This window comes from Mesorhizobium sp. WSM4848 (genome assembly GCF_055811375.1).
Genome location: NZ_JBVVPX010000061.1, coordinates 1 through 17,419 on the forward strand (window position 1 = coordinate 1; position 17,419 = coordinate 17,419).

General features: G+C 58.0%; 13 protein-coding genes and 3 pseudogenes. 11 read left to right on the plus strand and 5 right to left on the minus strand.

The window, feature by feature from the left end; all coding sequences use genetic code 11:
* Window positions 1-36: 36 nt before the first annotated feature.
* A complete protein-coding gene (locus AC0L16_RS32260; protein ID WP_473625575.1) occupies window positions 37-231 on the minus strand; it encodes a hypothetical protein in 195 nt (64 codons plus the stop codon).
* A 373-nt stretch (window positions 232-604) separates the two neighbouring features.
* Between AC0L16_RS32260 and ectB the strand changes: the two genes are divergently transcribed.
* Complete coding sequence (ectB, locus tag AC0L16_RS32265) at window positions 605-1,861, plus strand: diaminobutyrate--2-oxoglutarate transaminase (protein ID WP_473625576.1); 1,257 nt, start codon at window positions 605-607, stop codon at window positions 1,859-1,861.
* Window positions 1,854-2,693 (plus strand): 2OG-Fe(II)-dependent halogenase WelO5 family protein, encoded by an 840-nt coding sequence (locus AC0L16_RS32270; RefSeq protein WP_473625577.1) that lies wholly within the window; start codon window positions 1,854-1,856, stop codon window positions 2,691-2,693. The genes ectB and AC0L16_RS32270 overlap by 8 nt, the downstream gene beginning before the upstream one ends.
* Window positions 2,694-2,740: 47 nt before the next feature.
* On the opposite strand, the gene AC0L16_RS32275 is transcribed toward AC0L16_RS32270, so the two are convergent.
* The 3 genes from AC0L16_RS32275 to AC0L16_RS32285 are packed head-to-tail and all read right to left on the minus strand — an operon-like array spanning window position 2,741 to window position 4,048.
* Window positions 2,741-3,685, minus strand: a complete 945-nt coding sequence (locus AC0L16_RS32275) for a transposase (protein WP_473625578.1) — start codon at window positions 3,683-3,685, stop codon at window positions 2,741-2,743.
* Window positions 3,651-3,908 carry a transposase gene (locus AC0L16_RS32280; protein WP_473625579.1) on the minus strand — a complete coding sequence of 86 codons (258 nt, stop codon included), beginning with the start codon at window positions 3,906-3,908 and terminating at the stop codon, window positions 3,651-3,653. The genes AC0L16_RS32275 and AC0L16_RS32280 overlap by 35 nt, the downstream gene beginning before the upstream one ends.
* Window positions 3,908-4,048: a transposase gene (locus AC0L16_RS32285; protein ID WP_473625580.1), complete on the minus strand. Its 141-nt coding sequence runs from the start codon at window positions 4,046-4,048 to the stop codon at window positions 3,908-3,910. The genes AC0L16_RS32280 and AC0L16_RS32285 overlap by 1 nt, the downstream gene beginning before the upstream one ends.
* A 196-nt stretch (window positions 4,049-4,244) precedes the next feature.
* On the opposite strand from AC0L16_RS32285, the pseudogene AC0L16_RS32290 reads away from it, so the two are divergent.
* Together AC0L16_RS32290 and AC0L16_RS32295 are read left to right on the plus strand one after the other, a co-directional pair.
* A pseudogene (locus tag AC0L16_RS32290) lies at window positions 4,245-5,353 on the plus strand (ATP-grasp domain-containing protein).
* Between the two features lie 254 nt (window positions 5,354-5,607).
* Window positions 5,608-6,518 (plus strand): annotated as a pseudogene (locus tag AC0L16_RS32295) (prephenate/arogenate dehydrogenase family protein); the annotation flags it as partial.
* A 701-nt stretch (window positions 6,519-7,219) separates the two neighbouring features.
* Here AC0L16_RS32295 and AC0L16_RS32300 read toward each other — a convergent pair.
* A pseudogene (locus AC0L16_RS32300) lies at window positions 7,220-7,471 on the minus strand (helix-turn-helix transcriptional regulator); the annotation flags it as partial.
* Between the two features lie 2,039 nt (window positions 7,472-9,510).
* On the opposite strand from AC0L16_RS32300, the gene AC0L16_RS32305 reads away from it, so the two are divergent.
* The 7 genes from AC0L16_RS32305 (at window position 9,511) to ehuA (ending at window position 16,975) form a co-directional block, all read left to right on the plus strand.
* Complete coding sequence (locus AC0L16_RS32305) at window positions 9,511-11,208, plus strand: GMC family oxidoreductase (RefSeq protein ID WP_473625581.1); 1,698 nt, start codon at window positions 9,511-9,513, stop codon at window positions 11,206-11,208.
* A 473-nt stretch (window positions 11,209-11,681) separates the two neighbouring features.
* Window positions 11,682-12,614, plus strand: coding sequence for an isopenicillin N synthase family dioxygenase (locus AC0L16_RS32310; protein ID WP_473625582.1), 933 nt, complete (start codon window positions 11,682-11,684; stop codon window positions 12,612-12,614).
* Between the two features lie 409 nt (window positions 12,615-13,023).
* Complete coding sequence (locus tag AC0L16_RS32315) at window positions 13,024-13,443, plus strand: DUF2267 domain-containing protein (protein ID WP_473625584.1); 420 nt, start codon at window positions 13,024-13,026, stop codon at window positions 13,441-13,443.
* 404 nt (window positions 13,444-13,847) lie between these two features.
* Entirely contained in the window at window positions 13,848-14,678 is an 831-nt protein-coding gene (gene ehuB, locus AC0L16_RS32320; RefSeq protein WP_473625585.1) for an ectoine/hydroxyectoine ABC transporter substrate-binding protein EhuB, read from the plus strand.
* A gap of 80 nt (window positions 14,679-14,758) precedes the next feature.
* Window positions 14,759-15,430, plus strand: a complete 672-nt coding sequence (ehuC, locus tag AC0L16_RS32325; RefSeq protein WP_473625586.1) for an ectoine/hydroxyectoine ABC transporter permease subunit EhuC — start codon at window positions 14,759-14,761, stop codon at window positions 15,428-15,430.
* The gene (ehuD, locus tag AC0L16_RS32330) at window positions 15,427-16,095 is read left to right on the plus strand and encodes an ectoine/hydroxyectoine ABC transporter permease subunit EhuD (RefSeq protein ID WP_473625587.1); all 669 of its coding nucleotides are present in this window, start codon (window positions 15,427-15,429) and stop codon (window positions 16,093-16,095) included. Before ehuC ends, ehuD begins: the two co-directional genes overlap by 4 nt.
* 103 nt (window positions 16,096-16,198) lie before the next feature.
* Entirely contained in the window at window positions 16,199-16,975 is a 777-nt protein-coding gene (ehuA, locus tag AC0L16_RS32335) for an ectoine/hydroxyectoine ABC transporter ATP-binding protein EhuA (RefSeq protein ID WP_473625589.1), read from the plus strand.
* The last annotated feature ends 444 nt before the right edge of the window (window positions 16,976-17,419 follow it).

Here is a 17,419-nt window from a genome sequence, read left to right on the forward strand (position 1 = left end):
TCAAGGTGGATGTTGAATCACCGGAGAAGCTCGTCGTCACATCACAATCGATTCATCGATCACGGGACGTGCTCTAGGCATGTTTTCACGCACTGCCTGGCGCAGACTCTCGATCAGTTCCGTGCCGAAGCAGTCGGCCCGGGCCTGTTTGGTCGTCCTAGCCACCGCTAATTGCGTTTTCTGTTCGGGCGTCTGCTCTGCCGTGGGGGCGTTTGCGTGGGCACAGATCATGGTCGCCACTCCTCTGTCAGCATCAGGTCAACGGCCCGCAAAACCGCTATGCCTGCCCCTTCCGGGATAGCAAAGCGCATCTTCAGTAAGGCGCCACCGGCTTGATGCTGCAAGACCATCGCCACGACATAATACCAGCAGGTTCGTTCCCAGGCATTGGGCCGTGAATTCCCTGATTTATCAGCGTCGGCGTCAACCGGCAGGGCCAGCTCATGTGGAGGTCCGCCTCGATACCAGAGCCGACTTGAGGGAGTTCTCGCACGGCAAATGCGTCAACTACCAAATGCCGTAGTTTCGGCGTTCAGCCGAAAACCTTAGACAAGATCGCGTCAACCCACTCTCTCATTACGCTCGGCTAGATCAGGGACTCATCATGAATACCGACGCTTTCGCCACGTATGAATCTAACGTTCGTCGTTATTGCCGGTCGTTTCCGACAGTATTTACGAAAGCTCTCGGGGCGACAATCTGGGATGAGTCCGGTAAGCCTCATATCGACTTCATTGTGGGGTCTGGCGCACTTAACTACGGACATAACAACCCCACTATCATTGCCCCAGCAATAGAATATATGATCGGTGATAACATTCTTCTGTCGCTTGACATGTATACGGCGGCAAAGCGTGACTTCATTGAAGCGCTTGTCGAATCGATCCTGAAGCCCAGAGGGCTTTCGTACAAGATACAGTTTCCTGGGCCGACCGGCACAAACGCCAACGAAGCGGCACTGGCCCTGGCGCGAAAATATACCGGTCGCTCAAGTGTCATGGCCTTCACAAACTCATACCATGGCATGTCGCTTGGCTCCCTAGCGGTGTCGGGCTCGGCGTCTACGAGAGAGCTGGGAGGCGTCGCACGCCACGATGTGATCCGTGTGCCTTATGACGGCTATGCAAACCAGGCTTTCGATTCTGCGAGTTACATCGACTGCGTTTTGAGCGATCCGGGAAGCGGCATAGAAAAACCTGCCGCAATCATTTTGGAGCCTATCCAAGCAGAAGGCGGCATGAACACCGCATCCGCAGCTTGGCTCACAGAAATTCAGCGCATCTGCCGCAAGCACGGCGTTGTTTTCATCGTTGACGACATTCAGGCAGGATCGGGTCGGACCGGTGATTTCTTCTCGTTCGAGTTCGCAAAAATCGAACCGGATATAGTGTGTCTTTCCAAATCCCTAAGCGGTTCAGGTAGTCCGTTGTCCATTGTTCTCATTCGACCCGACTTGGACATATGGAAACCCGGAGAACATAGCGGGACCTTCAGAGGCAACAATTTCGCCTTCGTGACGGCAGGGGCCATGTGCAAAATGTGGTCCGACATCCGGTTTACTGCTGGCGTCGAGCGGACAGCGGTCAAGCTGCAAGCGCACCTTGACCGCCTCGTCGCCAAGTTTCCCAAGTGCATTGAACAGAAGCGCGGCCGCGGTCTGATGGCCGGCCTCAAGTGCAGTTCATCGGCCGCTGTGAGCCGTGTACACGATATCGCGTTCGAAAACGGCCTGCTTATCGAATCCTCAGGGCCAGATCGCGACGTTATCAAAGTTCTCCCGCCGATAACCATCACCGATGACGAGCTCGATCATGGCATCGCCGTCCTTGATCACGCACTACAGGAGCAAGACAATGTCTAGTCAGATATCTCAAGCGCCGGCCATCTCCCCAGTTTCTGTCAGAGAACGCACCGGCTCGATCAGCACTGCTGACATCATCTCAGTCATGACAGGCGAGACCACCGCTCTGTACATGAAGCAAGCTTTCAGCACTGAGGTCGCCGAGGAGATCACTGCCAACTTCAGTGGCAGCACCGGTCTCAAGGAGCGCAAAGATGGAGTGCCCGGACAATATGTCGGCGCATCGCACTACAGAAAGGACGCAGCCACGTATTTCGCAGAGGCCGAAAATGCGCGACCGTACGTGGAGGCCCTGTTTAAGAATTTGGTGGACCCGGTCCGAGCAATATTCGGCGCGTTGAAGCGCGAGCTTCACAACCAGGGCATTGAATTGCGACTGGCCCGTTCAGAACACGGTCAGGCCAATGTTTGTCGTGCTATCAGCTGGACCGGCAGCGGCACATTTTCGTTGGATCCTCACGACGATGTCGCTCAAGTCTTGCGTGCTGGCAATGATTACGAGCTTTCTTCGGTGGCGCACAACACTGTCGCAGCACTCAACTTCTATCCCAGCATGCCCGAGGAAGGCGGCAATCTGAGGCTCTGGAGCCATAAGCCGACAGTTGCGGACCGAATAGCGCAGGGTGTGGAGACCACTGGCTATCCCTATTCAGCAGCTTATCTCGATGGCCTTCCTTGTCGCGAATTTCAGCTCAAGGCGGGGGATATCGCCCTGATCGATGGCGGTTTCGTTCACGGGGTCACCGGTCAATCAGGTAACGGAAAGCGTCGCCTCGTGCTGAACAGCTTTTTCGGGTTTGCGCGTCCGGATCTTGTGCTGTGGTGGACCTGACCTCGGACGCCGCGGCGATTGACCGGATTTCGACCGGGCGCGCAGCACTAGCAGGCTGTTGAAGAAGGATCGCATTTGGCTTTGAGGATTGCCTCGTCGCCGTTGTGATAGGCGAATGTGATCTCGATCGAACCGTCGTCGAGCAATTCCGCGGAGCCGTCGCCGGTGACCTCGTCCATCTCGTCGAAGCCGATCCATGTAAAGAAGACCGTTGAAGGGCCGTAGCCGAGGTCGAGACCGGCCTGCAGAGCGCCGAAGGCGATCTCGCCGTGGTTGTCGGCTTCGATGGTGATCGTGGCTGGTCCGCCGAGATCGAGATAGCCGCGATCCCATATATCAGCCTCGACGATGCGCCAGCGGCCGATCAGTTGGCAGCCTGCCGGAATGCCGGCACCGTCAGCAGCTTCGGAAGCCGCACCAGATTGTACGCGGCGGCAGCGAAGGTGAAGGCCCACCCGACGCGGTCGCGCCCCCGGAACTTTGTCTTGTCCTGCCCGGCGACCGTCTTGATCCAGCCGAATGCCTCTTCGATGCGCTGGCTGACACCATAGCCGGCGTGCCGTGTCGTGCGGCCGTCGATCGCCGAACTGCGCCCGCTTGTTCTGCGCCACGTGCGGCGTCACCTTCATCGAGCGCAGTTCATTGACGAAGTCTTCCGCATCATAGGCCTTATCGGCACCGAGCGTGATCGCCTGCGGCCGGTCGGCATGCGGCTCAATCATCTGCAGTGCCGCCACCCGCTCAGCATGGCCGTCGGCGAATGTCAGGCAGGCGTCGACCAAAAGGCCGTGGCGGTTCTCCATCAGCCCATGCCCCATGAAGCAGAGCTTTGCTTCCTTGCCGCGTCCCTTGCGGTAGAGCCTGGCGTCGGGATCGGTGGTTGAAGCATGCGTCTCGTTGGACCGTTTCTGCCCGTGGAAATCCGCTTCAACATTGCGCCCGCCGTCGGCAGGTGGCTCACCCGCCCCACCTTTCAGCTTGACGCTCTTCATCGAAGCCCACGCCTGGATCAGGGTACCGTCGACCGAGAAGTGATCGCTCGAAAGAAGTCTCTTCACCCTTGGATGGGCCAACCGCAGCAAGGAACTTAGCCGCAATGTTACCCTCAAGCAGCCGGTCCCGGTTCTTCGAGAACACCGAATGGTCCCAGGCCGGATCGTCGACGCCGATCCCGACAAACCAGCGAAACAGGAGATCATATTCCAGCCGCTCCATCAGCAGCCGTTCCAGCGGATCGAGTAGAATGCCTGCAAAAGCATCGCCCTCAAGAGCTTCTCCGGCGGGATCGAGGGTCGCCCGATTGGCGAATACAGCGCCGCGAAATCCTCCGCCAGCGCCGACAGCGCCTCGTTCACGATCCCCAGGATCGCGCGGAGCGATGGTTTCGCCGAACCCGCGCCTCAAGATCCACGTAGCTGAACAGCCCGCCAGTCCGACTATCGCTGCCCCGCACGATTCATCCTCCGAATCCCTTCAGAGAAATGAATCACGACCGCGGCCCAAGGGCGAGCGCCTTTTTTCAACATCCTGCTAGAAAGGAGGTCAAAGACAATGTCAAAAAGAGCGCTCATCCTGGTTGAAGGCACAAGGAGCAACGGCCTTCTCTACGCGAAAGCAGCCCAACGTCTTGGGCTTTTCCCAATTACACTAGCGGCCGATCCCGATCGACACGAATATCTTGCCGGGGCTGGCATCACGAGCGCTGACGAGCTGGTTTATGCAACCGTTGGCAAGCTTTGCCGGTATTTCGATCTGCCGGGACCGAACCCCACATCGATCGAGCGATGTTGCGACAAATTTGTTCAACGTCAGCTCCTTGAGCGGGCCGGCGTTGCAATACCTTTATCGCCTGGCAACGAATGCGAAGGAGGTAGAAAGGGCTGTCGCGGAGATCGGCCTTCCCGTGGTTCTCAAGCCAATCGTAGGCCACGGCAGCATCGGGGTCCGATTGTGCCGCAACACCAATGAGCTGGCCGAACATACAACCCATTTGCCGCGGATCCTGGTCGAAGAATTCGCACAAGGACCACACTTTAGCGCCGATATAATGGGGACTCAAGCCATTGGGATCTGTGCTGTTGAAGGCGGCCCCCCACCGCATTTCGTCTCATGGGTACACTCACCCGGCTTCGCTGACTGATTTGAGGAATATAAATGCACCGCCCATGTTTCACTCAGCTGTATACTAGCTCTCAATCTTGGCTGGGGGCCCTCGGTCGTTGAGCTAAAGTGGACGGAGCGTGGCCCAATAGTGATTGAAGTCAATCCGCGTCTTGCGGGTGGGGCCAACCCTCGACTGGTTCATCGGAGTTACGGCATCGATCTCGTGACCGAACATGTCAAGCTTGTCATCGGCGAGGAATGGGATTTGCGGAGAACGCATTCACAAGCGGCGGGCGTGCGGTTCCTGGCCACTGATCGCGATGGCACTCTGGATGGGATTGCTGGTGGCTCATGCAGCTGCGGTACCAAGTGTCATCGAGGTCGACTTGTATGTTGAACCCACGACGCCGATTGTGAGGAAAGGCGATTACCGAGACCGAATGGGACATGTCATCGCCGCTTCACCAAGCCAAGCTCGGACTGCCGCAATACTTCAGTATGCCGTCGACTTAATTAGTTGGTCGATCTCGCCATTTCCGACCCTGGGCGAACACTGACAATGATCCGCCTCTGCATCTCCGTCACCAGCGAAATTGCCCCAGCCAAGAACGGATCGCGCAGAACGTTGGTGCGATCGAGAGCAGGAGAGTGGGAGTTTTTAGGCCTTTGTGAGCTGGGCAAGGTAAAGCGTCGGCGCTCATCTCCGCGGCTATACTAAGCGGCGCGTTGCGGGCTACTGTCGTCCAACGCGCTGCGGGTAGTCGGAACCGAAGACGCTGTACTTGCCGCACTGATTGATAAAAAAATAGTCATGTCGAAAATCATATTTGAAAAGATCGCCTTGGTCGGCATCGGCCTGATCGGCTCGTCGCTCGCGCGAGTCATCCGCCGCGAAGGCCTGGCCGGCCATATCGACATTGCGACACGCAGCGCCGAAACTCTGAAGCGCGCCGAGGAGTTGAAGCTCGGCGATGGCTACACGACAAATGCGAAGGAGGCGATGCGCGATGCCGACCTGGTCATCGTCTCGGTGCCGGTCGGGTCCTCCGGTGCCGTGGCCCAAGAAATCGCACCGGCGCTGAAGAGGGGTGCGATCCTCACCGATGTCGGCTCGACCAAGACCTCCGTCATTGCACAGATGCAGCCGCATGTGCCCGATGGCGTCCATTTCATCCCCGGCCATCCGCTGGCGGGGACGGAAAAATCCGGTCCCGATGCCGGGTTTTGCCGACCTGTTCGACAATCGCTGGTGCATCTTCACGCCGCTGTCGGACACCGATCCGGTCGCCTTGGAACGGCTGTCGGAATTCTGGCGCCGCTGCGGCGCCAACAATCGACACGATGGACCCGAGGCATCACGATATGACGCTCGCCATCGTCTAGCATTTGCCGCACATCGTCGCTTACAACATCGTCGGCACCGGCGATCTGGAATCGCTGACTAAGACGGAAGTCATCAAATATTCCGCCTCCGGTTTTCGCGACTTCAGGCGTCTGGCCGCCTCCGATCCGACTATGTGGCGCGACGTCCGTCTGCACAACAAGGGCGCCATCCTCGAAATGCTGGCGCGGTTCTCGGAAGAGCTGGCGTTCCTGCAGCGCGCGATCCGCTGGGGTGATGGCAACAAGCTCTTCGACCTGTTCACCCGGACGCGCGCCATGCGCCGCTCGGTTGTTGAGTCGAGGCAGGATGTTGACCTGGCGGATTTCGGCCGCCACGCAGGTGGTGATCCGCAGGTCACGCACGAGCAGCAGTACCAGGCTACCTACCGCAGCCGCGGCGACCCCGTATGTATCTTGATCCAAGAGTCGGACGGAGGAATCTCACCTGCCGCCCAGCGCGGCCTGAGGAACTTGTCCCGATTCCGGTTATCCGGCGAGCCACCGACAGTGTCCTGAAGGTTGTTCAAAAGGTCTGGAGAGAGAATGGCGACTGCTCTGAGGGAGAGCGGTCATGGCACGCTGGTGAGCTTGCAGTCACGGATACCCGCGGATTGGGAAGTGCCATGACTAATTGAGAACTGAGGAGAGGCGAGTGAAAGCGTCGCTGTTGTCGGATGAGGACGGCGTTCGCAAGGTATTGCAGACCGCAGTGCTAGAGGATCTGGAGCTCGAGAGGACGGAGGCGATCGGGGCCGCGAAAGGGAGCGGCCCGCAAAGCGGGTGGTTACCGCTCGGATGGCCCGGGACCTTCACTTCATACCGCAATGCGCCAACCACGCGAATGCCGCAAGATATGAACTGGGTGAAACAGAACATGCTCAACCCGAGCACCAGAGCCGCCGACGCAGGCGCACCACCAGCTTTGTCAGCATTAGGCCCGTCGATTCGGCAGCGTCTGCCATGGGGCATCGTGTTGTTCAATACGCGAGGCTACATTCCTCGCTCGCCTAGGAGCCCCGGCAGGTATTGCGGGAGAGACTCTAATCGTCGCCGGACGGCAGTTCAGTGGCTGTCGCCGCTTCCTCAATTTCAATAATTCCGAAGCTTACCGCCTTGATGGCAGCGACCGTTCTGCTACCCGTGCCCAATTTTCTCATCACGTTCTTCATATGAAAATTCACCGTGTTTTCGGATATACCTAGTATTTTACCTATTTCCCACGACGATTTACCTCTGGCGGTCCACAATATGCACTCTTGTTCCCTAGTGGAAAGATCGGGAATTTCTTCGATCGGGGGGCGTTCCATAGTCTCTGCTCCGCAGCCATTTGCACTGAACATTCTCAATAGTGCACAAAGCATGCCAGCTCTCTGGCTTGGCCCGGCGCGTCGTCTTTCGCGCGTTGGATCAAAGCTCTAGCACAGAGTTGCCTCTGCGAGAGTTATGTCAATTGGAGTTGTGTTTCGTTGTTTTTACATGGCGCAACGTAATGAAAGAGAACACTTGTCTTTTTGAATGGGATTTCTCCTGGCCGATAGCCGTACAGGACGGGCAATGCCGCGTTTCGGCTGATTTGACAATCAAAATGACAACCTCAGTTTCGTGTCTTGTGACTTGAACCGACGGTGCCTGGCTGGTTTGGGGGCCTTTTTGGACCGACCGGACGCTGCGTGCGAGCTTCGCCATCTGAAACAAGATTTGGATTTCGCCGTTGGGGAGATACTCCAGTTCGCCCGGGTGACTTCTGAGCTACGTCCAAGCTGGCAGAGGTCCCCTATAACGATGCTCAGTGGCAAAGCATGCTACACGGGACCACCATTCTGATGCTCACGAATGGGTAAGCTCGGGTGTTGGAAACTTGCCATTCACCGGGACGAGAAGACCTCGTGCTCTCTCGGTTCCGACCAGAGTGTTGCAAGTTGTCCATCATAGAACGTCGGCTAATACGACAGTACTCTCATTGAGCGCTCGCAACGCGGAAGTACGAAGCCTCTTCAAGAGCTCGTATCTCGTCAGCCAAACGAGCCAATCGTCATCAACTATCCCGTGCGCCGGCAAGCGCAGGACTGATCCGTGTGGCTCCTGATGTAGATACCCATATTGATCGACTACGCCTCTTTCTATGTGCCAGTCGGCAACGAGCGCATAGATGAAGTCGGGCGCCCATTTAGCCCAAGCCAGTCCAAATGCGATACGACCGATAAAAGTAGAGAGACCTCGGCCTCTATAGTCCTCGCGCAACCAGATGTCGCCATGGTAGGCGACCAGCCCGCTTATGCTGCGTGCGGTGGGCGCGTCGCAGCGAGACGAGGAACCGGGCCCGGCCTTTACGATAGGATCCGTGAACCAGGCTCTCAACGACCCAAGGTGCTCAGCAACGTCGGTATTTGACAGATGATCTAAACGCATCGCTTGGACGTGCGCTACTCTTCCCTCCCGATCCCGCCCGACGATCCAAAAGGCCTTTCCAGGCGGAAGATCAGAGCAGTCGGGACGGAAGCTTGGGTACGTCGGTGACTTCCCGGGAAGTGTGCTGGTTATCCCAACGTACTCCTCAAAATTGTCGCCCATCGTAATGTGAAGGCCCACTTTGCGCGCCAACTTGTCTGCCGCACAGATGCATCTCGAAAGCTCTAAGATGGTGACGTTGCTCTGCATGTCGATGCACCCCGATCAATGCGCTGAACACGCCATGGCTTCTACAGTTTGCGGGAAAGCACCGACACCACCGCATCTGGTAGTTGACGCGTCCGCTTTTTGGCGGAGTGGCTTTTTAGCAAAAGCAAAAGCGGGTGCACTACACATAGGAATCGTCCCAGGATGGGGTGGCTCGTCCGAGTGCCCGCGTTAAAAGAACCGCGGTCGCACACAGTCCCCGTTCAGCGATGGCACAACGTGCCCGCCGCGAGCAGGGGACTGTGAGAACATTCTGCAGGTCGCATACGCCCGGTGACTGGCAAGATAGCCGCTAACTTTGCGAACTCGCTGGGTAGTAGCGACAGCTGCGGATCGCTGCGCGGTGATCGTGCGTCGGCGAAGACGGCTCGTTGCGGCCTCGGGAATTTCCCTATTTGACAGGTCGAATGAAATTGCGATCTCTCGGAGAGGAGTTCTCCTGCTCGGTTTCGCTGATCACGCCACCGTAGCGACGTTCATTCCATGCTTATCTATCTTGGCTGATTCTCGGCCTCTCGCCAACTACTAGAATGTGATCTGGATTTCCTGCGGTACCAGCAAGTATTTTGCTGCATGACGAGTGATCCCTTTTTGGGGAGTGCTGATCGCGCCGTTGTCCCTCGTCTAAGCATCATACGATGGTGGGAGGCTTGTGTTGGTTTTTGATTATATCGTGATCGGTGGCGGTTCCGCTGGATCCGTGATGGCGAGCAGGCTATCCGCCGATGGACGTCGCGTGCTGCTTATCGAGGCCGGTCCTGATACGCCCCCGAATGCCGTCCCTGATGACATCCTGGACGGCAATCCAACACGTGCTTACTTCAATCCTGATTATCAATGGCCTTCACTCGACGCGACCACGGTTCGGGATGGCCGGAAGCCCATTCATTACGAGCAGGCCCGGGTCATGGGCGGCGGCTCCAGCATCAATGCCCAAGTCGCCAACCGCGGTGGTCCCGAAGACTACGATGACTGGGCCGCAAGCGGTGCAGCGGGCTGGAGTTGGGATGAGGTTCTACCATATTTCCGTCGCCTAGAATGTGATCTGGATTTTGGCGGTGAATTTCACGGCAGGGCTGGTCCCCTGCCAATCAGACGAGTGCGGCAATCAGATTGGTCCGGCTTTATCCGAGCAGTGTCGAAAGCGTATGAAAACGAGGGCCTTCATTTCAGGCCGGACTTTAACGGTGAATTTGGTGACGGATACTCGGTTGTTCCCTTGACCAATCGAAACGGGCATCGCGTTTCCGCTGCGATGGCCTACTTGTCCGAGAGTGTTCGCTCTCGACACAATCTGAAAATCTTGCCCGAAACGACGGTTGTGCGGCTGGCCTTTTCAGGACGCGCCATAACTGGCGTCGAGGCGGAGAACAAGTTCGGACGGCCGTCGTATCGCGCTTCGACCGTGATTCTCTGCGCCGGAGCCATTCACTCGCCCGCCATATTGATGCGCTCCGGGATTGGCCCTGCCGAGCAACTGACAAAACTCGGTATTCCGGTGGTTGCGGACGTAAGAGGTGTGGGCCAGAACCTTCAAGAACATCCAGGGATCGCCGTTTCAGCGTATTTGAAAGTGGCCGATCGCATGGCACCCAATGTGAGCGGCCACATTCAGATGCATGCTCGTTACTCATCGGGCTACAATGGGTGTCCTTCGACAGACATGGCAGTATCGGCGGTTGCCAAGTCGGCCTGGCACCCGCTCGGCAAGCGCCTCGGCTCCCTTTACGTATGGGTCAACCGCACCTATTCGGCAGGAGCCATCGTGCTCAAGGACCGCTCTCATGCCGTTGAGCCAGAGGTAGATTTCAACTGGCTGAGCGACCAGCGGGATGCCGAGCGACTGAAGCGGGGATTCCGTTTCGTGGCCCGCCTTCTGCAGCAAGATTCCGTGTCGGGCGTTGGGCTCGACCCGTTCCCGTCAGCTTGGAACGCGCGAGCGAAGCAGGTTAGCAAGGTAAATTGCATCAATTACGGGCTTACGTCGGTGTTGGCTCTGCTTATGGACAGTTCACCGAGCTTGCGCCGCGCCCTCATTAGGCATGTCATGACCGATGGACATAGCATTTCAGATCTGATCAATAACGAGGAGCATCTGGATCGGTTTGTCCGACAGAACGTGACCGGCAATTGGCATCCAACGTCGAGTTGCAGGATAGGGCCAGCCTCGGACCCTGTTGCGGTGACCGATCCGTCGGGCCGGGTTCGTGGCGTTTCGGGCTTGAGGATTGCCGACGCTTCGGTAATGCCATTCTGCCCCCGCGCCAATACAAACCTTCCAACGATCATGGTAGCTGAGAAGATGGCTGATGCCATTTTGAAGGAAGGCCGGGAATGTTCAGCGAAGGGGTGAATCAAACCTTCATGGATGGAAGCGGCGGGATTCGTCTTTCGCCAAGCGGATAGGTGCTGATGAGCTGTCAAATGCCAAACAATTCCCGAAGTTGTAGAATTTGCCCATGCTTGCTGTTCCGCATTGCCAACCCACTGAAGCGTGGCGGTCGTGGCGGGCAGTCGTGCGTATTGAGATCGCAAGGGTGAGAGGGCTGCGGTCCACGAGGTCCAGACCGCGACCAGCGTGAAATCTGGGCAGATCCGCACATGTCGTCGAACAGGCATTTGCTGTGCTTGCCCCTTGCACTCGAGGGTATATGCGTTGTCTGCTGCGATTGTTCAAGGACGGTTAAACAATTGTGACAGTTATCGAGCCTAGTATTTACATATTTTCTGTTGATACTTCTGAAATTATAAGAGATATTCGTCGCGATAGAGAACAGATTTATGATCGCAGCGCAAAATGGGCACCGAATCGACGAAGGAGCGACTATGATTACTCTACCGCGAATCTCATTGGCGAAACTGTCATCTGATGCAACGCGAAGTGAAGAGCAACAGCGCTTACGCACGGCGTGCGAGGAGTACGGGTTCTTCTACCTTATCGAGCACGGAATCCCGAAGGAGCAGATCGCAAAAGCGATCGACACTTCCCGGCGTTTCTTCGCGTTGCCACTGGGTACGAAGGAACGCTATGGTCACGCGTTTCAAAAGGTCCAGCCCGCCACCGCCCGTGGATACAGTCCGTTGCACGGTGAAATGCTACATCCAGATGCCGGCCCGGATCTAAAGGAAATATTCGACCTCGGGATCGAGAATGAAAGCGACCGGCGTCCATTCGCCGGACGCACACGCCTTCCGGACGATGCCTTGGCTCCTGGTTTCGCGCGAAGCTTGCTTGCTTTGCAGGCTACCGTGCTCAATGGGGTTGTGCCGCAGCTCGGGAACGCGCTGGCCGACCTGCTCGATATGGAAAAAGGCTGGTTCCAACGTCATTTCAGCCCTCCGACGGTTCTGCAACGCGTGATTCGGTACCCGTCTACTGGCGGCGCGGCCGCTAAGCATACCGACAATGGCTTTTTCACGCTCCTGCTCCAGGAGGAACTCCCTACCCGCTCCTTGCAGGTGTGGTTCCACGGGCGTTGGATCCCGGCGCCGAGCCTCCCCGACAGTCTCGTGGTCAATCTGGGCGACATGCTTCAGGTCTTGAGCGATAACCGGTTCAAGAGTACGCCGCATCAAGTGGTGCACAGTGGTCCGGCCGAACGAATTTCCCTGCCCTTCTTTATCTATCCCGACATCGATGCTCGCCTAGCTTCGCGGCAAGGCAATCACACCTTTGGTGTCGCGGAGATGATGCTGAGAAATTACGAATCTATATGGGAAAAGGGGAATGGGGCCGGGCGCGCGCGCGAGTTGCAGTAGGTATCGGTTTTGAAACGTGAGTAGACTGCGGCGTCAAAGGTATCACACGCTCACGTGATGCCCTAGAAGAACTCTCTGAGTGCGGGCCGTGGCATTTAACGCGGCGGCCTCAAATGAGGCACGTTGGGATTGCCAGATTCTTTAGATTGCGCCAAATGAGATATAGCGCTGCGCTGAGGCGAGGATTTCTGACGCGGAAACTGAGCGATTAATCTGGAGAACTACTTCGCTACCCGAAGGCCGCTTTCCAGAGGGTCATCTGTCAGGCATCCGCTCGCTCGCCGCAGACTGAAGCCGATCTTTTGTGGTCCTCTTCTTTGAAGCGCTAGTCTCGCCTGACCAGGTCAACGTCAAGGTCGATAAGGCGCATTTCGAGATCCTGATAACTTCGATGACATGAGAAAAGCTAATGTGCGCGAGGCATGATTTCGACAACGCGTTAGAAGTAACTCAGAATTGGATCAGCGATCTGATGTGGAGACTTCGCTGGCATGATCGCGAGCGGGTCTACCAAGCTCTGATTGCGACACTGCACGCATTGCGCGACTGCCTGGATCGTGAGCACGCCGTTTATATCGGCGCACGGTTGCCAGCTTTGCTTCGCGGCTTTTACTACGAGGGTTGGGATCCCTGCCGCCGCGCCAAAGCCGGAAACCGGAACTCTTTTCTCGAACGGATCCACGTCGGCGTCCAGCGAGACCCGGTGGTCGATCCGGAAGCGGTTGCCCGCTTAGTGCTGGCCCAATTTGTCGACCGTTTGCCGAGAGCAGAGGTCGAGCGTGCCAAGGCTGCCACACCAACAGTGCTGCACAACCTTTGGCCAGTCTGAGACGTCTGCCCCATGAGCGTCCAGCTCCGCTTGGGACCGTTCTCGACCGGGAAACCAATTTGGCTGTGCTTCCTGACAAATCCGCAACTAAGCAACCTAGGCAATCGGGGCAACGCATTGAGATCTGGTGTCGGCAAATCTCTGATATCCTTGACGGGTTTCCCTCGCCCCGCATTGGCTGCTGTAGCTGCAGTCATTCGCGGGCTCTAGAGGATGTAGCCCTTGGCTGTAGCGTGTCCGACCGATTGATCACCGTAGTGCAAGGCTAGATCGTCGGCCTATATGCACCCACAGCGAGATGAACGTCGTCTCACAGTGTGTTTTCGATGGGGTCAGTGGCGAAAGAGGAATGCAGAAGGCGCCAGATGGACAGGTGGAAACACGACGAAACCAGGAATGGTCCCTTGAGACGTGCAGTCCTGAGGGGGATGGCTGCAATCGGCATAGCGGCGATGGCAATCGCCTCGGTTGCCGGTTCGATTTCGGCGCAGTCGCTGCTGGAGAAGATCAAAAACGGAGAGACGGTCCGGATCGGCTTCTCCAACGAGGTTCCCTGGGCCTATCCCGGCGAGAGCAAGCCGCTCGGCTTCGTCAATGCGATGACGCTGGACATGCTGAAGAGGCTGGGCACGACCAAGGTCGAGCCGGTCGTGACCGAATGGGGCTCGCTCATTCCCGGCCTGCAGGCGGGTCGCTTCGACATCATCACGGGCGGCATGTATATCCTGCCGGAGCGCTGCCGCAACGTGCTGTTCACCGAACCGATCGTCAAGGCCACCGACGCGCTGATTGTTCCGGCTGGCAATCCGGAAGGACTGCACTCCTATCAGGATGTACACGACAGGGGCCTCACCTTCGTCACCGGCGCCGGCTACAGCGAAATCGGGCTCATGCGCAAACTCGGCGTCCCCGACGACAAGATCATGCAGGTCGCCGGCCCGGCGGAAATCCTGCAGGCGGTGAAGGCCGGCCGCGCCGCCGCGGGTTCGGGCGCTTACTTCACCATGATGGAGTTCACAGACAAAGACGACAGCGTCGATCTGGTCCCGGCAGGTAACAACTATTATTCGGGCCTCGCGTTCCTACCCAACCAGCAGGCGGAGGTCGATGCCTTCAACGCCATACTGAAAGACTATATTGGTTCGGACGAAATGATGGCGTCGGTCGGCAAATACGGCTACCCCAAAGACACCCTGCCGGACGGCACCACGGCCGCCGAGCTCTGCAAGGCTTGAAGCCAGGCCGGGAATTGCCATCCATGCGTCTCACTGCCTCCCCGACCCCGGCCGGGGAGCGCCCAGCGGGGGGGAAGGACATGAGCGAGTTCGCGCTCGGATTCAGCGTGGCGGCGCTCGCCAAGGGCGTCATGATCACCCTCGTGGTAACCCTCGCCTCATCTCTGGTGGCGATCGTCCTGGGGCTGATCGTTGGCCTGATCCGGATCTCGCGCCTTCGGCCGCTGCGCTGGTTCGGCGTCGCCTATATCGAATTCTTCCGCGGAACGTCGATGCTGGTGCAGGTCTACTGGTGGTTCTTTGTGCTGCCTATCTTCGGGGTCGCGTTGTCACCCTGGACCGTGGCAATCTTCGGTATCGGCATGAATGTGTCCGGTTACGGCGCCGAGTTGGTCCGCGCCGCCATCCAGGGCGTCGACCGCGGCCAGTATGAAGCGAGCATCGCGCTCAATTTCCCGCGGCTCACCGAGATGCGGCGTATCTTGCTGCCGCAGGCGATCCGCGCCATGCTGCCCGCCTGGGGCAACCTGTTGATCGATCTGCTTAAGAGTACCTCGCTGATCTTCTTCATCACCATTACCGAGCTCACCACCGCCGCCAAGCTGGCAGCCGACGCCACCGGTAACTACCTGCTGTTCTTCGCGGTGGCGCTGTTCGGCTATTACGTCATCGCGCGCGCCCTCATCACGCCCTTCGTGCGCTGGCTGGAACGCCGCTTCTCGCGCGGCTTCGTGCGGGAGGCGCAGGCATGAGCCTCTGGGACTGGTTCTACGTCTGGGAGGCATTCCCGTATCTCTATCGGGGGGCGATTGTCACGGTTGAAGCCACGCTGCTCGGCTTCGCGATCGCGCTGGTGCTGGGCCTAGTCTTCGCGCTGATCCGCCAATCGCCGAACCGCTACATTTCCACAGCCATGGCGGAGATCGTGGAGTTCATTCGCTCCACGCCGCTGCTGCTGCAGGTGTTCTTCGTTTATTTCGTCGGCCCACAGTTCAGCATCGTCATCCCTGCCTGGACAGTTGGCATCGGCGTGCTCGGCATCCATTACGCCGCTTATTGCTCGGAGTGCTACCGCGGCGGTATCGAGAACGTGGAAGGGGGCCAATGGGAGGCCTGCACAGCGCTCAACCTGTCGCGGACGCGGTCTTGGTGCGCCATCATCCTGCCGCAGGCGATCCCACCCATCGTGCCCGCCCTGGGCAACTACTTCATCGGTATGTTCAAGGACACGCCGATCCTGGCGGCCATCGCGATCCTCGAGATGCTGCAGCAGGCGAAGAATTTCGGCGCCAACAGCTACCGCTACGTCGAGGCGATCACCATGGTCGGCTTCTTCTACCTCGTGTTCAGCCTGGTCGCTTCCGCGATCGTGCAGTCGGTGAGCTTCTGGCTCAACCGCCGCTACCATCTGCAGTAGGAGGTCCGTCATGAGCGAAACCATAGTCCGCTTGGAAAACGACACTAAGCGCTATAGCTTTCTGGAGGAATTCAATCTCGACATCGCGCGCAACGAGAAAGTCATGAGCGAACCTATGGTCCGTTTTGAGAACGTCGCAAAACGCTACGGCGTGCTTAGCGTGCTGAACGACCTCAATCTCGACATCGCGCGCAACGAGAAGGTGTGCATCATCGGTCCCTCCGGCTCGGGCAAGACCACTGTGCTGCGCACGCTGATGACACTGGAGCGCATCGACGGAGGGGTGATTTGGGCCGATGGGGAATCACTCACGCACATGCAGAAGAACGGCCAGATGGTGCCGGCGAGCGAGCGTCATCTGCGGCGCGTGCGCGGCAAGGTCGGCATGGTGTTCCAGCACTTCAACCTGTTCCCCCACATGACGGCGCTGCAGAACTGCATGGAGGCGCCGGTCTCGGTGCTTGGGCTCTCCAAGCAGGAGGCTGAGTCTCGAGCGGCGGAGCTGCTCGACATGGTCGGGCTTGGCGACAAGAAGAACCATTTCCCGATCCAGCTCTCGGGCGGCCAGAAGCAGCGCGTTGCCATCGCCCGCGCGCTAGCTATGCGGCCCAAGGTGATGCTGTTCGACGAGGTGACATCGGCGCTCGACCCGGAGCTCGTCGGGGAGGTGCTTAACGTCATCCGCAAGCTCGGCGCCGAGCACGACCTCACCATGCTGATGGTCACGCACCAGATGGGCTTCGCCAAGGAGTTCTCCGACCGCGTCTGCTTCTTTTACGGCGGCAAGATTGCCGAACAGGGCACGCCCGACCAGCTCTTCGGCAATCCGCTGAACGAGCGGACGCGGCAGTTCCTCAGTGCCGTGCTGGAAGCGGGATAGCATACTCGTTACCTCCCTTTGTGATAGGGGAATCGCACATGAGTAGAAAAGGACTCTTGCGGTGTGCGATTCTGACGGAGGTCCTGACAACAGGAGGTCGCGATGGTGTCTTGGATGTAGTTCGGCGAGGTTCCGGACTCGCGAGACTTGACCGCGCAGCCGATGCACCTCTACTTCGCTCATCCCAAGCCTCCCGCCCAATTGCGCAACAGGCTCTTCATGCGTGAGCCCGCTCGCATTGTCTCCTGGCCCAGGTTGACTCGGGCCCGCCGTGACGAAGCTCCGAGAGCACTCTCATCGATGAATTTGGGGAACATGACGTGCTAGATCCGTACAGCTCGGTTGGTCTACTGTGGCTACAAGCACTGAACACCCTCCGCCCGGAGCGGTGGCTCGTTCAGTGCTAGAAGGTAAGGTCCAGCCGCTAGTCTTTGACGAAAAGCT